The organism is Tepidibacter thalassicus DSM 15285 (assembly GCF_900129915.1).
In the GTDB taxonomy this organism is placed as follows: domain Bacteria; phylum Bacillota; class Clostridia; order Peptostreptococcales; family Peptostreptococcaceae; genus Tepidibacter; species Tepidibacter thalassicus.
In genome coordinates, this window is sequence record NZ_FQXH01000008.1 from 55732 (window position 1) to 71841 (window position 16110).

A 16110-nucleotide genomic window follows, 5' to 3' on the forward strand; every position below is an offset into this window, starting at 1 on the left:
ATCTCCCCTTTCTCAAAATAAGGGCTAGTTTTTACTAGCCCTATCAATTAAATCTAAAGTCAAATTTTTAATATCTTCTAAAGCATCTAAATTAGATTTTACCTCTATTTCATCGGTATTAGCTAAATAATACTTATGAATCAACTTTGTATTTATGCTTTTAAAGAAAAAATCTATAACTATTTCTCCTCCTAAAAATTGAGTTTTATAAGCTCTACTTCCTCCTATAGAAATAAACATTCCTACCCTATTCTTATTTCTATCTATGGAAGGTTTTTTTAATATATATTTGCTAGCATAAAAAGCTTGAGTTCTATCTATTAATGTTTTTAATTTCGCTGGAACAGAATCAAAGTATACAGGAGATACTACTACTGTTCCAATAGAATCATTAAATTCCCTATACAAACTTTTCATATCATCATTTATACGACAATGTCCTGTTTTTTCACAATACCCACACGCATTACAATAATCTATATTTAAATCGTATATATCAATTACTCTGTATTTTAAATTGTTATCATCTAAAATATTTTTAACATTTTCTAATACACAGTAACAATTTTTCCCTTTTCTAGGACTAGCATTAATTATTAAAAATGCCATATGTATTTCCCCTTTATTTGTTTTTTATAAATAAAATAAGCAAATCATCATCAAAAGTATCTTTTCCTGTAAAGTCATGTAATTCCTTTTTTAAATTTTCAAAGATATCACTACTGTTCAAATTATAATTATTATATATAAATTTTTTTAATCTTTCTACACTATACTCTTCTCCCCTTTCATTTGAAGCTTCTATTATTCCATCAGTAAACATACATATAAATTCATATTCATTCACATTATACTCATATTCTTCATATTTCATATCTTCTAATACACCTATAGGCATACCTTTATCAAAATCTAACTCCTCTACAATAAAATCACCATCTAACTTTTTAATTCCTAAAGAATAGTAATGACCTGCATTTGAAACTATTCCTTTTCCACTTTTAGAATTAAATATTCCTACTCTAGCAGTTGCAAATATATTTACTTTATCAAAATCCTTGTATAATATACGATTCATTTTAGTAAGAATACTACCTGGAGACTGATTCTCATATACTAATGTTTGAAGTACACCTTTTATCATCGCAACAAAATAATTAGATAATATTCCATGCCCCATTACATCAGCTATAAATATACATACTCTATCTTCATCCATTTTTATTATTTCACAAAAATCTCCACCTATATATTTAGATGGCTTATGAAAAAAAGAAATTTCTTTAGAATCAGAAAATTTTATTTTACTTTCACTCATTATAAGTTTTTGCTGATTAGAAACAAGTTCTAATTCTTTTTCCAAAAGTTTATGCTCAAATGCCCTTTTAGAATTTATATACATTTGCAATGCCACTACTATTTGAGATGAAAATATACTTAAAATTTTAATATCATCATCAGTATATTTTTTACTATTTACAGCAGCAATACATCCAATAATATCATTTCCTTTTTTCAACTTATAATAAATTAAAGATTTAATATTTTGCTTTTTCATATCTTCTTTGATAGAGTCTGAATTATAATATATACCATTTTGCTTTATTTCATTTTTTAAAATAAATTCTAATATCTTATGTAAATTTACATTTTCATTTCCACATTGATTAAACCTCTGTGTTTTATATTCTACATCATTTAACAACACTATAGCACTTTCACTTAATGTAAGTTTACACATTTGTTTACTCACTAACGAAAGAAAACTATCTATAGTTTTATTAGTATACAACTGCTGTGTAGCCTTACTTATATAATTTATTGCTCCTCTTAGTTTTTTTACCAAAGTATCAACTTTGTTATTCTCTTTAGTTATTTCAATCGAAAGACTTATTAAAGAAGAAACAGAAGATACAAAATTTATATCTTCTGTTGTAAGAATATCATCTTTTTTAAGATAACAAGTAATAAAACCTACAACATTGTTATTAGCTACAAGAGGAAATACTATTCTACCTATATATCCTTCTTCTCTCGCAAGAGATCTTTCTATTTCTGCCCTTTTATCTTCGAATACATTTTTAACCCAAACTATCTTTTTTTCAAAAACCGCTTCATGAATATATTCTGGATACTTGTCAAAATCTATTTTTATAACATCTTCATCACTTTTAGAAAATAATTTCGGTATATAATCCAATGTCGCCGAACACACTAAATATGAATATTTATAATTATTTTTAAAAAACAAATTTACACATGCCTTTGTAGGATGTATTACATCGAGCATTCTTTCAACAATTTTATCTTTTATTTCAAAAAAATTAGTTGATGAAGTAACTAATTTAGATATTTCAACAATACTATTTATTACATTTTTATTTTTCACAATGCTTCCCCCAACACAATAAATTTATTTCGAAAATTTTTCATTAAAAAATTTTGTAGGTATATTCTTTATGTTACTATATATATCTTTTATAGTAAATATTAAAAGAGTTATAAGTATAGTTAAATAAAATTTTGTATATGTTGAAAAATTAAGCAAAATAACTATAACCAGTATCGATTTCATTTTTAATTTTGTATTATCTTTTAAAATTTCATTTAATATATATTTAAAATTTAAACTTTTATTTTTAAATTCTTCTTCAAATTCTTCATTTACAATTTTTTTGTAAAGTATAAATCCTCCCAAAATTAAAATACCTAAATAAACATTTAACTTAAAAAGTACAATAAAAATAAACATACATAGTATAAACTTAAATATATTACATAAAATATCATCTAATTTTGCAATCAACTCAATACTACATTTTTGTTTTAAACTATACGAATTTGTATTTTTTAAATTTTTCACTCTACTTTTTATAAATTCTTTATATATTAAATTCAAAAAATCATTCAGCATAAAATCCCTCCTTTATTAAAAAGTATATATACTTAATTTTTCCCATTATAATCCTTTTTATACTTGGAAATACTACAATAAAGGAGGTGGTTTTATGCACATAAAAAATCTAGATATTAAAACTAGAACCGAAATTCACAACTTTACAAAAAAAATATTAAGAAAATACCAAAATGGATTAAGAACAGGCAAATTACCAATAAACATATTCGTCGAAAATATATTTTTATCTAAAAATCCTCCAAAGTGGTTAAAAGAAAATCCAAACTTAAAAAACGATAAGGAATTTAAAAATTCATATGAAGAATATATAAAAAAAATAGTTCTTAAATATAAAGAATTAGAAATGCTTTATAAAATACAAGATAAAATTGGAATTTCTAAATCTAGATACAAAAAAGCAAATATCAGACAACAAACAAAATTGAAAAAATTATTAAATCAAAAAGGTTATACTTTAACTATTCCTTCAAAATATCTAACTGAAAAAGAAATAAATTATATGCTTGAATACTTAAATACTGGCTCTATTCCACTAGGCCATGAACGAGTCTATAATTATATAAAACCAAATCATTAAAAAAGTTAAGGTATTACACCTTAACTTTTTTAATTTTTTTACTAATGTAAGTAAACGTAATTATAACTATTAAATTGATAATCAAATTTGTTATAAATATATACATACTAATATCTTTGAAAAATTCCAATGGCAATAAATTTATTATTATGCTCTCTTTTGGATTTAAAAGCCATAAATCATTATCAAAAAATATTTTATGAAACAATGTAAATGAATTGTAATAATTTAGTGAAATCAACGAACAAATAAATAAAAAAAAGATGTTTATTACTATAAGACTTTTGTTTGTAAAGTAAATTAAATTTTTATAATCCTTTAAACTCACAATAATAATCGCACTAGTAATTGCTGTTACTATAGTTTTAACTGTTAATCCTATATCGAATAATTTTTTTACATCTTTCATATGTTTCATTTCTTTACTTCCAAAAACTTCTTTATAATCTAAATTTCGCTCATAACTTTTTAAGTAATTTGTCAAATTATATGTTATATTTTTTATATCTTCTTTATTGTATTTTACATTTTTATAAATATTATTTTTGTTGTATTCAAAAAAATAGAAAGAATTATTAAATGAGTAAAATTGAATTACATTTAAAAATATTGTCAAAAACAATAAAAAGCCAAATAAATAATATATAGCTTTTTTCATCTTACTCCTTTCGTACTTTATTTAAGCCATGGCTTTTTCTAATTTATCTAAATGTTGTATAGGAAAATATTTAAGCAATTCCTTAAACTGCTCCACTGTCAATCCTGATGTAGTTGTATATATTTCTATTTTTTCGTCTAATGAAGCATTTTTAAATCTTTCTTTTATCATTTCAAAATTAGGATTTTGTTCCATACCTAATCACTCCTTAAAGTATTTTTCAAATCTATTGTTGACTAAATTTCAAAAAATATTCACTATTTTAAATAAAAATAATAGGCGAATTCCAAAGAATCCACCTATTATTTTTATTGTTGTTGTTGTCCTGACATTTGTTTTTGAGCTATTTCAACTAATTTTTTAGTCATGTATCCACCTACATAGCCATTTTGTCTAGCTGTTAAATTTCCTTTATCCATATTTTGATAATTAGATAATCCTAATTCATTAGCAGTTTCAAGTTTCATTTGATTTAATGCAGCTCTAGCTTCAGGAACTACTTTTTTATTATTATTAGTCATATAAATCCCTCACTTTGTATTTTATTTGTTGCTTGTTATTATTGTGTGAAGAATTTTTAATTTAATGTATGGTATTTTATAGAATTTCTTTTCTTAAAAAATCTAATGCCTTTATAGACGTAATATTTCTTATTTTTTCTCTACTTCCTTTTAGATTTAACTTTTTAATTTTTACATTTCCATTAATATAAAGCCCTATAAAAACTAATCCAACAGGTTTTTCTTCACTTCCTCCACCAGGACCTGCAATTCCCGTAACCGCTAATCCTATATTCGTTCCTGCTTCTTTTGCAATTCCTACAGCCATCTCTATTGCTGTTTGTTCACTAACAGCACCATATTTTTGAAGAGTTTCTTTTTTTACATTAAGCCTTTTCATTTTAGATTCATTACTATAAGTAACCATACCTTCTATAAATACAGATGAAACACCAGGATAGTTTATAAGTTTTGACGCTATAAGACCTCCTGTGCAAGATTCAGCTGTTGCTATTGTAAGTTTTTTATTTATAAGTAATTTTGCAACTTCTGCTTCAAGAGAAGTATCTCCTTCTCCATAAATATATTCTGAAAGTCTTAAATAAATTTCATTCTTAATCGGAATTATAAGGCTTTCTGCTTCTTTTCTTGAATTTGCCCTTGCCGTAATCCTAATAATAACCTCTCCTTGTTTTGCATATGGAGCAATAGTCGGATTCGTTTGATTCCTCATAATATCACTGATTACATCCTCCATATGACTTTCTCCAATTCCACATAGTCTAAGTACCTTAGATACTAATACCTTATCCTGATATTTATTTAAATAAGGTATTACATACGATTTAAACATATTAATCATCTCTTTTGGAGGACCTGGTAATAAAATTAATATTTTTTTGTCTTTCTCTATAATACATCCAGGAGCTGTTCCATAATCATTCGGTAAAATAATTGAATCTTTCGGGAAATATGCTTGCTTTTTATTTCCTTCTACCATCTTTCTATTTTGAGACTCAAAATATTCCTTTATTTTATTAAATGAACTTTCATCTAAAACTAATTTTTCATTAAAATACTCAGCTGCAACTTCCTTTGTAATATCATCTTTAGTAGGTCCTAATCCTCCTGTTACAATTACTAAATCCGCCCTTGAAAAAGCAATTTCAAATGAATTTTTTATTCTTTTCGGATTATCCCCTACAACTGATTGATAATACACAAAAATACCTAAATCAGCTAACTCTTTAGCAATAAACTGAGCATTTGTATTTACAATATCCCCTAACAATAACTCTGTTCCAACACATAATATTTCAGCATTCACTCTTATCACCCCTTTTAAACTACTCTAACAATTTATTCCTGCTAAATAACCTGTTGAAAATGCTATTTGAAGATTGAAACCTCCTGTATATGCATCTACATCTATAACTTCTCCCGCAAAGAAAAGTCCTTTTATTATTTTAGATTCCATAGTACTAGGATTTATCTCATCTATTTTAATTCCTCCAGAAGTAATTATAGCTTCTTTTATAGGTCTATATTTCTTTACTTCTAAAGTAATATTTTTAAGTAATTTCACTAAATTTTTACGTTCTTGTTTTGAAATTTGATTTACAACCTTATTTGCTGGAATTTTCGATAATTCAATAATAACAGGAATTATTTTCTTAGGCAATAAATCATTTAATGAATTTGAAAAATGCTTAGTAGAATACTTTTCAAAATCTCTCTGTATCCTTTTATCTAATTTTTCTTCAGAAAGTGCAGGTTTTAAATCTATAATAATTTTGTATTTTTCTTTTTCAATATCTCCCATATACGAACTTGCAGATAATATTACAGGCCCTGATACTCCATAATTTGTAAAATTCATCTCTCCAAAATCATCATATATCTTTTTATTTTTTTTATTTAAAACATAAATTGAAACATTCTTAAGAGTAAGCCCATTGATTTTTTTTACCCACTCCTCTTTAACTTCGAGAGGAACTAAAGACGGCTTTATTTTAGTTACTGTATGTCCATTTTCTCTAGCAAATTTATATCCATCTCCAGTAGAACCCGTTTGTGGATATGAAAGTCCTCCTGTAGCAATTATTACGCTATCACACTTTATAATTTTTCCATTATTAAGTACAACTTGTGAAATTTTATTTTCTTTTGATATAACTTTACTAACTTCACCTTTTATTATTTTTACATTATTCTGCCTCATATATCTTTCGAGTGCCTTTACCACATCTCTTGATTTATCCGACACTGGAAATACTCTTTTTCCTCTTTCAACTTTAGTTTTAACTCCTAATTTATTAAATAAATTTACAACATCTGCATTAGTAAAAGTATAAAATGCACTATATAAAAATTTGCCATTAACAGGAACATTCTCTATAAGTTCTTCTATATCACAATCATTTGTAATATTGCATCTTCCTTTACCTGTTATTAAAAGTTTTTTCCCTAATATATCATTTTTCTCAATTAAAATAACATCTTTTCCTTTACTTCCAGCAGTTGCTGCCGCAAGCATTCCCGCAGCACCACCGCCAATAACAACTACTTTTTTATCTGACAATAATTTTACCTCCTTAGGTTTAGTATTATTTTTTAATTATACTTTAAAATAATAACTGAAAAATGAAATAAGAACAAGTTCAAACTTGTTCTTATCCTAAAAGCGCTGCACCAATTGCTCCTGCAAATTGTGCATATTTACTTGTAATAATTTTTTTATTAAGTTTTTTTTCGAGCACACTCTTTAAATATTCATTTGAACACAATCCACCAGAAAAAAATATTTCTTCTTCTAATCTCATTTTCGAAGCAAGAGATACTACTTTATCTACAACAGAATGAACAAGTCCTGCCGCTATATCTTCTTTATTAGTTCCTCTTGATTTTAAACTTATAATTTCTGATTCAGCAAAAACTGTACACATACTATTTATTTTTATAGGTTCTCCATTGTAAGCAATATCCGATAATTCTTTTACATCTATACCCATGGCTGTACATATAACTTCTAAAAATCTTCCTGTTCCTGCAGCACATTTATCATTCATTATAAAATCCAAAACTCTTCCTTCTTCATCTAAAATAATAACTTTACTATCTTGACCTCCAATATCTATAATAGACTTTGTATTACTATTCAAAAATTTAGCCCCTTTGCCATGGCACGTAATCTCTGTAACTTTTTTATCAACAAAATCAAGTGCAACTCTTCCATATCCTGTTGCGACTATGGTTTTTATTTTATTTTTGTTCAAATTGTTTTTATCAATAATCTCATCTATTAGCATTTGACAAGTCTCTTTTGGATTCCACCCACTAGGAGATACTTTACAGTCAAATATTTCTTTATTTTTCATAATTACTATCTTAGTTGCAACAGAGCCTATATCTATACCTATATTATACAATTAAAACACTCCTCATTCTTAACATACTCTTTCATATTCTTTTGTCTCTTTATTTACTCTATATAATCCTTCGTTTTTTAGCTTATTATTATTTATCAAATATTTAACTTTCTCTAATACTTCTTCTTTTAACATTATAGATATACCACAACACTTACTTAAAATTCTAGGAGTTGGAACTATTGTATATTTTAAACTATTATCCTTTAAAACTTTTTCAAAACAAAGCCCATCATTATGAGAAGCAAATAATACATAATATCTTATCATGCTGTTACGCCCTTCTTTTCTTTTATCATTTCAATTAATGCTTCAACTCTCGTTTTTATTTGTCCAGTATCTTCTTCACTATAATCTGTTTCTATCATTATAACTGGTATTCCCTTTTCCTTTAAAGCCTTTTCTACGCTTTTGTATTCTATAGAATATGTAGAACAAAATTGAAGAGAATTATAAATAACTGCATCAACTTTATATTCTTCTACATAATTTAATATATCTTCTACTCTTCCTTTATTTGGAGTAAAACAAGCACAATTAATTCCTAAATATCTATTAGCTAAATTTTCAAACTGCTCCTCAATAGTATTCGCATTTTCATCTACTTCATTTTCAAAATATCTAGTTCCAGTACAAGTTTCTTCACAAACTACTACCCCCCCACTAGTTTCAACTATATGATGTATTTTCCAATTTGGTATAGACATAGGAGTTCCTGTAATCATAATTCTCGGTGTGTTTTTTTCAAATACTCCTTCCCCATTTTTTACTCTCTCATCTAATTCATCGCATAATTTATTTGTCATTTCTATAAATCTATTTATATCATCATAAAAAGCAATCTGAGATACAAGCAATGCATCTTTTCCACTTATAGGAACTGGATCATATTTTCTAAAATTATATAATCTTTTTAAAGTTCTTCTTTTTTTATTAACTAACTCTATTTTTTCTTTTAAATTTTCAAAAGAAAGCTTTATTCCCGTTTTTTCCTCTAATAAATCTTTATACATTTTTATTTCATCTATCCAATGAATTTTATCTTTTTCTCTTTTCATTTGAGGCAAATCCATTACATATACATCCATATAATCCTTTAATATTTCCCATGCTTTTTTCTTTCCATCACAAGTAGTTTCTCCAACTACAACATCACAAGATTGAAAATACGGACATGTTTTGCTCAATTTTGCCCCTATAGACGCTTTAATAAGTGGACATGTATTTCTAGGAAGTAATTTTTCTCCATCTGGAACCCAAAATTGTGATCCTGAACAAATTCCAACAGGTATACAATTAAGAGCCAATGTTATTTCATCTGGAACATATACACAAAAAGAGCCTATTACTTTTTTACCTTCTTGTTTTGAATCTTGCAGTTCCTTTATTCTAAGGCCATGAACTTCAGATATTACAAAATTATAATAATTCATATTTTCTGGTCTATTCTCCTGCGAAAGATACACTTCATCATAAAACATCGGTAATACTTCACAAAGTCCATCGTGTTTTTCCAAATCCATATCCAACTCTTTCCACATTTCTCTATAATCTGCCATAAATTTTCCTCCTAAATTTATTTTTAAATTAATACACATTTTACACATTTTGATATTTTTTTCAAAAAACCTCTAAATATAAAAAATATCTATACAACAAATTTAACTATAAAAAAAATTAATAAAAAAAATAGCAGGAAAATTATTATCCTACTATTCCTATATAAGGTAAATTTCTAAATTTTTCAGCACAATCAATTCCATATCCAGCTATAAATTTATCAGGTATTGAAAATCCTACATAATCCACTTTTATATCACATTTTCTTCTCTCAGGTTTATCTAATAATGTACATATTTTTAATGACTTAGGTTTTCTCGACTTTAAATTTTCACACAAATACTTTAATGTAAGACCTGTATCTATTATATCCTCTACAATTAACACATTTTTATTTTCTATTTCACTATCTAAATCCTTTAAAATTTTCACTACCCCTGAACTTTTAGTCGACATTCCATAACTTGAAACTGCCATAAAATCTAAAGCCACATCTAAATTTATATTTCTCATAAGATCAGATATAAATACGCAAGCACCTTTTAAAACTCCTACGAGTAAAATTTCTTCACCATTATAATCTTTTTCTATTATTTTAGCTAATTCATAAACTTTCTTTTTTATATCTTCTTCCTTTATCAAAATTTCAGTAATTTTATGCATAATTCCCACCTCTACTTATTTTATTCATAAAAATTATATCATACCGAGGTGTATGTGTGAATGTTTTTTTGTTAGACAAAAAAAATATTCGTATATTCAAAATCGACATTTTTCAAATACAAAAAGCCAAGAGAAAATTTTCTCCTAGCTTTCATCTTTTATTTTATAATCTACATCTTCTAATATGATATTATATTTTTGACCAATATTTTTTTCATATTCATCTAATTCTTCATTTATTATAGTAAGCAAATATAAAAGTATAACTCCATCGTCTATAAGCCCTAATCCTAGAACTACTTCTGGAATTATATCTATTGGAGATAAAAAATATAAAAAACCAAACAATAAAGATACTACTACTTTTATTTTTTTAAAGTTTGACACATTACTATCTATTATAAATCTAGACAATACATTTATTCTTTTAAAAAACGAAAAAGCATATTTTAATTTTTTCATAAAAAATCATCCTTTTTCATATATTATAATTGTTTATATAAACAATTATAATATATGAAAAAGAATAAAATAACCATTTGAAAAAATTTTTATGATAAAAATAAAAAAGGAGAGGTTTTAATGAGATTGTTTATAGGGATTTATCCTCCAAAAGAAATAATAGAATATATATATAATATCGAAGAATATCTTATATCAAAAGGTATAATAGGAAACTATACTAAAAAAGAAAATATACATCTTACACTAAAGTTTTTAGGAGAAACAGAAGAATACAAACTATCAGATATAAAAAAAATATTAAATAATTATAAAAAACTAAATATTCATCTAAAAATTGATAAAATATCGTATTTTAAAAGAAATAATCAAGCTATTTTATGGATAGGACTTTCTGGAGATATAGAAAAATTAACAACTAATGTAATTAATTTAAACGACGATTTGTTGAAATTAGGTTTTCAAAAAGAAACGAAAAAATTCAAACCACATATAACTATTGCTAGAAAAGTAAAACTAGATAATTTAAGTCTTAGAATAATAAATAATATACAAATGAAAGGCTTAAATTTTAAAATCAACGAAATAAATTTAATAAAAAGTACACTTACAAAAAAAGGACCTATATATGAAACTCTCTACTAATAATCTAGTAGAAAGTCTATATTAGTCCACTGTTCATTACATATAGCATTAAACTGACAAAATTTACAATGTTTTCCCAGCTTTTCATCAAATACTTTTTGATTTACTATTTCTATTATCTTATTTTTTAACTCTAGCTTGTATTTTAAATGTTTTTCATCACTATAATAAACTTCTAAAAATTCATTAAATCTAGGATTATAGTAAATCAAAGTAACATTTTTAGGAAGCACTTTAAAATTTTCAGTTACATTATGCAAGTAAATTTTAGTTTGATAAGAATTTTCAAGTTGATATCTATCCAATTTAGATTTATTTGTTTTCCAATCATATATTGTAATTTTATTTTCTTCTATTTTTAACAAATCTATTTTAGCTAAAAGTTTTAAGTCTCCTCTTTTATATCTTATCGTGTACTCCGGATACATATTTTTATCTCTTCTCAAAAATTTCTTTAAATTTTCAAAAAAAACATATTCTTCTTTAGTTTTATCTAAATTTGTATCAATTCCCACATAATATCTCTGAGCTAAAAGATGAAATTTACTTCCAAAATTTTTATTATCTCCCGACCAATTTATATTATCTATATATATTTTCTTAAATTTAAGCTTACAAGTATCATAAGTATCTATACAAGACTGACTAAAATATATATTTTTTAACTTTTCCATATCAATTAACTCCCCTTAAAAAATCCTCAACTACTTTATAATAAATAGATTTATTATATTCTTTTCCATTAGTAGATATAAATAACCTTTCTTTAGCTCTCGTAAATGCCACATATACAAGTTTTAATGTTTCTGACAATATTTCTCTTTTCATTTTATTGGTGCTATTTTCTATTTTTTTATTTTCCATCAAATAATCTATTGTAGATTTATATAAAGTTTCTATATTTTTATATTCGTCTTTTAAATAATATAGCTCTCCTCTAAATTTATCTTGAAACCTTCCTGGATAATCCAAATAAGTCATATGTGGTATAAATACTACATCCCATTCAAGCCCTTTTGCTTTATGACAAGTAGTAATAGTAACATATCCTTTTTTAGGTTCATACCCTTTATTTTCAAAAACAATAGATGCAAAATAATTAAAAGAATTTTTATTTTTCAAAAGCTCATAAGCTAAATTTTCCAATGTAAAATAAGGATTTTCAAAGAACATTTTATTAGAAACAGTAGATATATAATCTAAAATAGTAAGTTCTTCTAAATTAAATTTAAATTCTTCACCTATTTGTAATAAAAATTTATCTATTTTTTGAGTTGAATATTCAAATAAATTTTTTATATTGACAAGTATTTCTTTTAAATTTTCATTTATTTTCAAATTTTCAATCCCACTACAATTCTGAGGAAAAAATATTTCTTCTATATTGTATTTATCTAATTCTTTTTTTTCATTTTCTTCTATTTGATTATCATAAACTAAATTTAATAGCCCTATTAATTTAGTTTTATCAGGCGTTGATATGAATTCTACTATTCTCCCTATTTTTTCTATTATTTGCGCAGACTCTCCTCTATACCTATCTATTACTTGATACGGTATATTTTCTCTTTCAAGCAAATTTATATATTTATCTATTTTAAAATTATATCTAAGTAAAAGCGCCATAGTTTTATTAGGATATTTTTTTATAGCTTGTTTAATATTAACTATTACATTTTTCATTTCTACATCTTCATTTTCATAAGTTTTTATATATATGCCTACATCGTCAACTATCGGATTTTGATACGGATCATCTTTATCAACAGGCTTTATATACTGCTCTACCAAAACTTCCTCTTTACTTAAATTAATTCCATTACTATTACTCCACTTAACTAAATAATTTGCCAAACTCAATATACTTTTAGTATTTCTACTCGAAACAGGTATTACTATTTTTTTTACATCATCCCTTTCACAAAATTTTCTAAAAAGTTTATGATCTGAATTTGTAAAAGTAGACATTATAGCTTGATTGGGGTCTCCTACTCTAACTAAATTTTTATGTTTTTGAGATAATAAAAACAGTATTTTTTCTTGCATCAAAGATGAATCTTGAGCTTCATCTTCAAATATATATACATATCTATCTTGAAGTCTTTTGAGTATATCATTTCTACTTTCAAGAAGATTTGCAGCTCGAATTATTATATCATCATAATCTACTTTGCCCTTTTTTATAAGTTCTTTTTCGTAAAGAATATATATATTAAAAATTATTTTCAAAAGTTCATCTATTTGATTATAATTCTTTAATATTTCTTGAGCTTGTACATACCTTATACCCTTAGATTTTAAATAACTTATTATATTTTTAGTTATAGATACAAATTTATCACTCCATTTTTTTCGTACTTTTTCTATATAGTCTTGGCTATTGCTTTTTTGAATATTTAAATATCTTAAAAATATATTTTCATACATTTTAAAAAATTCAAAAGAAAAATTCCTTATAATATCCGTAGCTTCAATATCATCTATAATTTCAAAATCATCATCTAAATAAGCATCTTTAGGACTTTCTCTTATTATAGAATTCGCTAAAGAATGAAGAGTTTTACATTCCCATCCGCAATTACTATCCATTCCTTTTTCTTCAAGCAATTTTTTTAATTTACTTTTAAAATTAGATACTGCACTATTAGTAAAAGTAACTATTAATATCTTTCCATTTTTATTTAACCCTTTTACAATTAAATCTACAGTTTTTGAAGTAATCACAGTAGTTTTCCCAGCTCCTGGAACTGAAGGTACTGCTAAAATCCCTTTTTCATAATTCATCACATCAATCTGTCCTTCTCTCCACTTCATATTAATTTTCTCCTTCTAAGACCTCAATTACATATTCTAAAAATTCTCCTTTTTGCTCATACCCATTAGAATTATATTCACTTTTAAATATATATGTACTATGAGAAGATTTTCTTAAAATACTCTTTATTATGCTAAGAGTTTGTAACGTTTTATACTTATTTTCACATTCATAATTCCAAATTTTAGCTCTATTTTCTTTTAAAAATATAAATGGATTATAATATTTTTTTATTCCTATTTGATGCCAAACACTTGAACTTCCATCTGTTAAAATTTGAATTTTGCTTTTTTTAGAACTGAGTAAATACGAATATGAAGTCCAAAGTTTTATACCTTCTCCTTCGTCATCTTTAATATCAGAAACTCTAATTCCTTTTAATACCATATCTACAAACATTTTATTTTTATCTTTTTTAAATTTATCATTATCATTTGCATATTCCAAAAACTCTTTAGCAAGATTGATTAAATAATTACAAGCTGTTAAATTTTCTTGAGAAGTTTCTAGCGGAAGTAATATATCTAAAAATAATTTTTTTAAAAATACATCAATATCTAATTCATTTTCTCTATTTTTATAAATCCAATTTCTTAAATTTTTATATTTTTGCAAATAATCTTCCCCTATAATTTCACTAGAAATTTCTTCAACAGCAGGAAGTTCATAAGGTTCTCTTTTAGTTATTTGAGAAGTCAAATATCTCGATCTTATCATATCTATACCTAAAATCAATGAGAATGTCTTAGAAATAGAATCTTTATTAGGCATTATATTCCAAGAATTATTGACTAAAAGACTTATAGTTATCAAACTATCTATAAACGGATTATCAGTAATAGCACCCCTCCTGGTCATAGTTCTAAGTTTTAAACCTATTTTAGATAATTCTTTTTTTAGTCTGTTCTCTAAAATACTATCTACAAAAGAACCTATAATATCTATATCATCTGATTTATATCCACTTTTAATAAGATTTTTTATTTCTTGAACTATATTAACTATCATCTCACTTCTTAAAATACTATTTTTTATAATTATTTTATCTTTTTTTATTAATTCTTTCGAATTAAGTTTTACCAAATTACATTTTGGAAATATAATTTCTCTAACTGAATTTTCATCTGCTCCTAGTATTTTAGTTACAGAACCATCAGTATTATATGCCAAATAAGCTTGATCAACTATATTTAATAATTTTTCTATAAATTTTATTTCTAAAAAAGATTTTTCCTGAATATCATCTACAATTAAATATTTTATATTATTTTTTAAATACTCTTCATACAATGAATGATTCAATATATACTTACTAAACAAATAACAAGCTAAACTAAAATTAAGCACTCCTTCATTTATATTTTTTTTTACAAACACTCTTATAATATCTTTAATTGCCAAAATATTGTCTTTAACTAATAAATCCTCATTTTGTAAAAATTTATTTAAATACATATCAACTTCATCAAATTCTATACAATTCAAAGATAGCTTAGATATATTGTTTAATATATCTGATGATAATACAGAATTAGGTATATTTACATCTAAAAATCTCCCATTCTCCCTATATTTATCTACTAATTTATTCAATAAATACTCGCTAATTTCTATATCTAAAAATTTCGGAATAATTTTTCCTGTTTTTAATTTTTCTTCAATTATAGGCCAAAATAAAATAATATGATTTCTAATTATTTTATAAAAAGTATTAGTTTCAATATCATCCCATATATAATTTTGAGATTTACTATTTATAAATACTAATATTTGATTTTCTTTTACTCCTTCTTTCAAAATATTTTCATATTTTTCTTTTAATATATTAGTTTTTCCACTATTAGAACAACCAATATATAAAAAATTTTTCATTTAATCACCACCA

Annotated in this window: 18 protein-coding genes; 2 read left to right on the forward strand and 16 right to left on the reverse strand. The window is 24.6% G+C overall.

Features of this window, described 5'->3' with window-relative positions; translation table 11 throughout:
- Positions 1-24: 24 nt before the first annotated feature.
- Genes BUA19_RS04365 through BUA19_RS04375 form a run of 3 tightly spaced genes read right to left on the reverse strand, consistent with a single transcriptional unit; the run spans position 25 to position 2914 of the window.
- Positions 25-609 carry a flavodoxin family protein gene (locus BUA19_RS04365; protein WP_072724087.1) on the reverse strand — a complete coding sequence of 195 codons (585 nt, stop codon included), beginning with the start codon at positions 607-609 and terminating at the stop codon, positions 25-27.
- A gap of 13 nt (positions 610-622) precedes the next feature.
- Positions 623-2389, reverse strand: coding sequence for a GAF domain-containing SpoIIE family protein phosphatase (locus BUA19_RS04370; RefSeq protein WP_242939236.1), 1767 nt, complete (start codon positions 2387-2389; stop codon positions 623-625).
- A 24-nt stretch (positions 2390-2413) separates the two neighbouring features.
- Positions 2414-2914, reverse strand: coding sequence for a hypothetical protein (locus BUA19_RS04375; RefSeq protein WP_072724091.1), 501 nt, complete (start codon positions 2912-2914; stop codon positions 2414-2416).
- Positions 2915-3008: 94 nt separating this feature from the next.
- On the opposite strand from BUA19_RS04375, the gene BUA19_RS04380 reads away from it, so the two are divergent.
- Positions 3009-3494, forward strand: a complete 486-nt coding sequence (locus tag BUA19_RS04380; protein ID WP_072724094.1) for a hypothetical protein — start codon at positions 3009-3011, stop codon at positions 3492-3494.
- Positions 3495-3507: 13 nt separating this feature from the next.
- Here BUA19_RS04380 and BUA19_RS04385 read toward each other — a convergent pair whose 3' ends face one another.
- The 10 genes from BUA19_RS04385 to BUA19_RS04425 form a co-directional block, all read right to left on the reverse strand.
- Complete coding sequence (locus BUA19_RS04385) at positions 3508-4152, reverse strand: TIGR01906 family membrane protein (protein WP_072724096.1); 645 nt, start codon at positions 4150-4152, stop codon at positions 3508-3510.
- Positions 4153-4173: 21 nt separating this feature from the next.
- Positions 4174-4347: a hypothetical protein gene (locus BUA19_RS11700; protein ID WP_178137453.1), complete on the reverse strand. Its 174-nt coding sequence runs from the start codon at positions 4345-4347 to the stop codon at positions 4174-4176.
- A gap of 113 nt (positions 4348-4460) precedes the next feature.
- Positions 4461-4673 carry an alpha/beta-type small acid-soluble spore protein gene (locus tag BUA19_RS04390; RefSeq protein ID WP_072724098.1) on the reverse strand — a complete coding sequence of 71 codons (213 nt, stop codon included), beginning with the start codon at positions 4671-4673 and terminating at the stop codon, positions 4461-4463.
- 76 nt (positions 4674-4749) lie between these two features.
- Positions 4750-5979 (reverse strand): competence/damage-inducible protein A, encoded by a 1230-nt coding sequence (locus tag BUA19_RS04395; RefSeq protein ID WP_072724100.1) that lies wholly within the window; start codon positions 5977-5979, stop codon positions 4750-4752.
- A 24-nt stretch (positions 5980-6003) separates the two neighbouring features.
- Complete coding sequence (locus BUA19_RS04400) at positions 6004-7188, reverse strand: BaiN/RdsA family NAD(P)/FAD-dependent oxidoreductase (RefSeq protein ID WP_242939248.1); 1185 nt, start codon at positions 7186-7188, stop codon at positions 6004-6006.
- A 136-nt stretch (positions 7189-7324) separates the two neighbouring features.
- On the reverse strand, positions 7325-8080 hold the full coding sequence (locus BUA19_RS04405; protein WP_072724104.1) for an acyl-CoA dehydratase activase: 756 nt from the start codon (positions 8078-8080) through the stop codon (positions 7325-7327).
- A gap of 18 nt (positions 8081-8098) precedes the next feature.
- A complete protein-coding gene (locus BUA19_RS04410; RefSeq protein ID WP_072724105.1) occupies positions 8099-8350 on the reverse strand; it encodes a DUF3343 domain-containing protein in 252 nt (83 codons plus the stop codon).
- The gene (locus BUA19_RS04415; protein ID WP_072724107.1) at positions 8347-9639 is read right to left on the reverse strand and encodes a double-cubane-cluster-containing anaerobic reductase; all 1293 of its coding nucleotides are present in this window, start codon (positions 9637-9639) and stop codon (positions 8347-8349) included. The genes BUA19_RS04410 and BUA19_RS04415 overlap by 4 nt, the downstream gene beginning before the upstream one ends.
- A gap of 145 nt (positions 9640-9784) precedes the next feature.
- Positions 9785-10303, reverse strand: coding sequence for a hypoxanthine phosphoribosyltransferase (hpt, locus tag BUA19_RS04420; RefSeq protein WP_072724109.1), 519 nt, complete (start codon positions 10301-10303; stop codon positions 9785-9787).
- A 144-nt stretch (positions 10304-10447) separates the two neighbouring features.
- Positions 10448-10765, reverse strand: coding sequence for a YkvA family protein (locus BUA19_RS04425; protein WP_072724110.1), 318 nt, complete (start codon positions 10763-10765; stop codon positions 10448-10450).
- A 120-nt stretch (positions 10766-10885) separates the two neighbouring features.
- Here BUA19_RS04425 and thpR point away from each other — a divergent pair, with 120 nt between their 5' ends.
- On the forward strand, positions 10886-11410 hold the full coding sequence (gene thpR, locus BUA19_RS04430; RefSeq protein WP_072724112.1) for an RNA 2',3'-cyclic phosphodiesterase: 525 nt from the start codon (positions 10886-10888) through the stop codon (positions 11408-11410).
- Here the strand turns inward: thpR and BUA19_RS04435 are convergent.
- Genes BUA19_RS04435 through BUA19_RS04445 form a run of 3 tightly spaced genes read right to left on the reverse strand, consistent with a single transcriptional unit; the run spans position 11407 to position 16097 of the window.
- Entirely contained in the window at positions 11407-12084 is a 678-nt protein-coding gene (locus tag BUA19_RS04435) for a PD-(D/E)XK nuclease family protein (RefSeq protein WP_072724114.1), read from the reverse strand. The genes thpR and BUA19_RS04435 overlap by 4 nt on opposite strands.
- A gap of 1 nt (position 12085) precedes the next feature.
- Positions 12086-14224 (reverse strand): UvrD-helicase domain-containing protein, encoded by a 2139-nt coding sequence (locus BUA19_RS04440; protein ID WP_072724116.1) that lies wholly within the window; start codon positions 14222-14224, stop codon positions 12086-12088.
- 1 nt (position 14225) lies between these two features.
- Complete coding sequence (locus BUA19_RS04445; protein ID WP_072724118.1) at positions 14226-16097, reverse strand: hypothetical protein; 1872 nt, start codon at positions 16095-16097, stop codon at positions 14226-14228.
- Positions 16098-16110 lie beyond the last annotated feature (13 nt).

Bases quoted from the DNA above. Each gene is read 5' to 3' on its own strand.
- BUA19_RS04365 (WP_072724087.1), bottom strand. From the start codon at position 609: ATGGCATTTTTAATAATTAATGCTAGTCCTAGAAAAGGGAAAAATTGT.
- BUA19_RS04375 (WP_072724091.1), bottom strand. From the start codon at position 2,914: ATGCTGAATGATTTTTTGAATTTAATATATAAAGAATTTATAAAAAGT.
- BUA19_RS04380 (WP_072724094.1), top strand. From the start codon at position 3,009: ATGCACATAAAAAATCTAGATATTAAAACTAGAACCGAAATTCACAAC.
- BUA19_RS04385 (WP_072724096.1), bottom strand. From the start codon at position 4,152: ATGAAAAAAGCTATATATTATTTATTTGGCTTTTTATTGTTTTTGACA.
- BUA19_RS11700 (WP_178137453.1), bottom strand. From the start codon at position 4,347: ATGGAACAAAATCCTAATTTTGAAATGATAAAAGAAAGATTTAAAAAT.
- BUA19_RS04390 (WP_072724098.1), bottom strand. From the start codon at position 4,673: ATGACTAATAATAATAAAAAAGTAGTTCCTGAAGCTAGAGCTGCATTA.
- BUA19_RS04400 (WP_242939248.1), bottom strand. From the start codon at position 7,188: ATGCTTGCGGCAGCAACTGCTGGAAGTAAAGGAAAAGATGTTATTTTA.
- BUA19_RS04410 (WP_072724105.1), bottom strand. From the start codon at position 8,350: ATGATAAGATATTATGTATTATTTGCTTCTCATAATGATGGGCTTTGT.
- BUA19_RS04415 (WP_072724107.1), bottom strand. From the start codon at position 9,639: ATGGCAGATTATAGAGAAATGTGGAAAGAGTTGGATATGGATTTGGAA.
- hpt (WP_072724109.1), bottom strand. From the start codon at position 10,303: ATGCATAAAATTACTGAAATTTTGATAAAGGAAGAAGATATAAAAAAG.
- BUA19_RS04425 (WP_072724110.1), bottom strand. From the start codon at position 10,765: ATGAAAAAATTAAAATATGCTTTTTCGTTTTTTAAAAGAATAAATGTA.
- thpR (WP_072724112.1), top strand. From the start codon at position 10,886: ATGAGATTGTTTATAGGGATTTATCCTCCAAAAGAAATAATAGAATAT.
- BUA19_RS04435 (WP_072724114.1), bottom strand. From the start codon at position 12,084: ATGGAAAAGTTAAAAAATATATATTTTAGTCAGTCTTGTATAGATACT.
- BUA19_RS04440 (WP_072724116.1), bottom strand. From the start codon at position 14,224: ATGAAGTGGAGAGAAGGACAGATTGATGTGATGAATTATGAAAAAGGG.
- BUA19_RS04445 (WP_072724118.1), bottom strand. From the start codon at position 16,097: ATGAAAAATTTTTTATATATTGGTTGTTCTAATAGTGGAAAAACTAAT.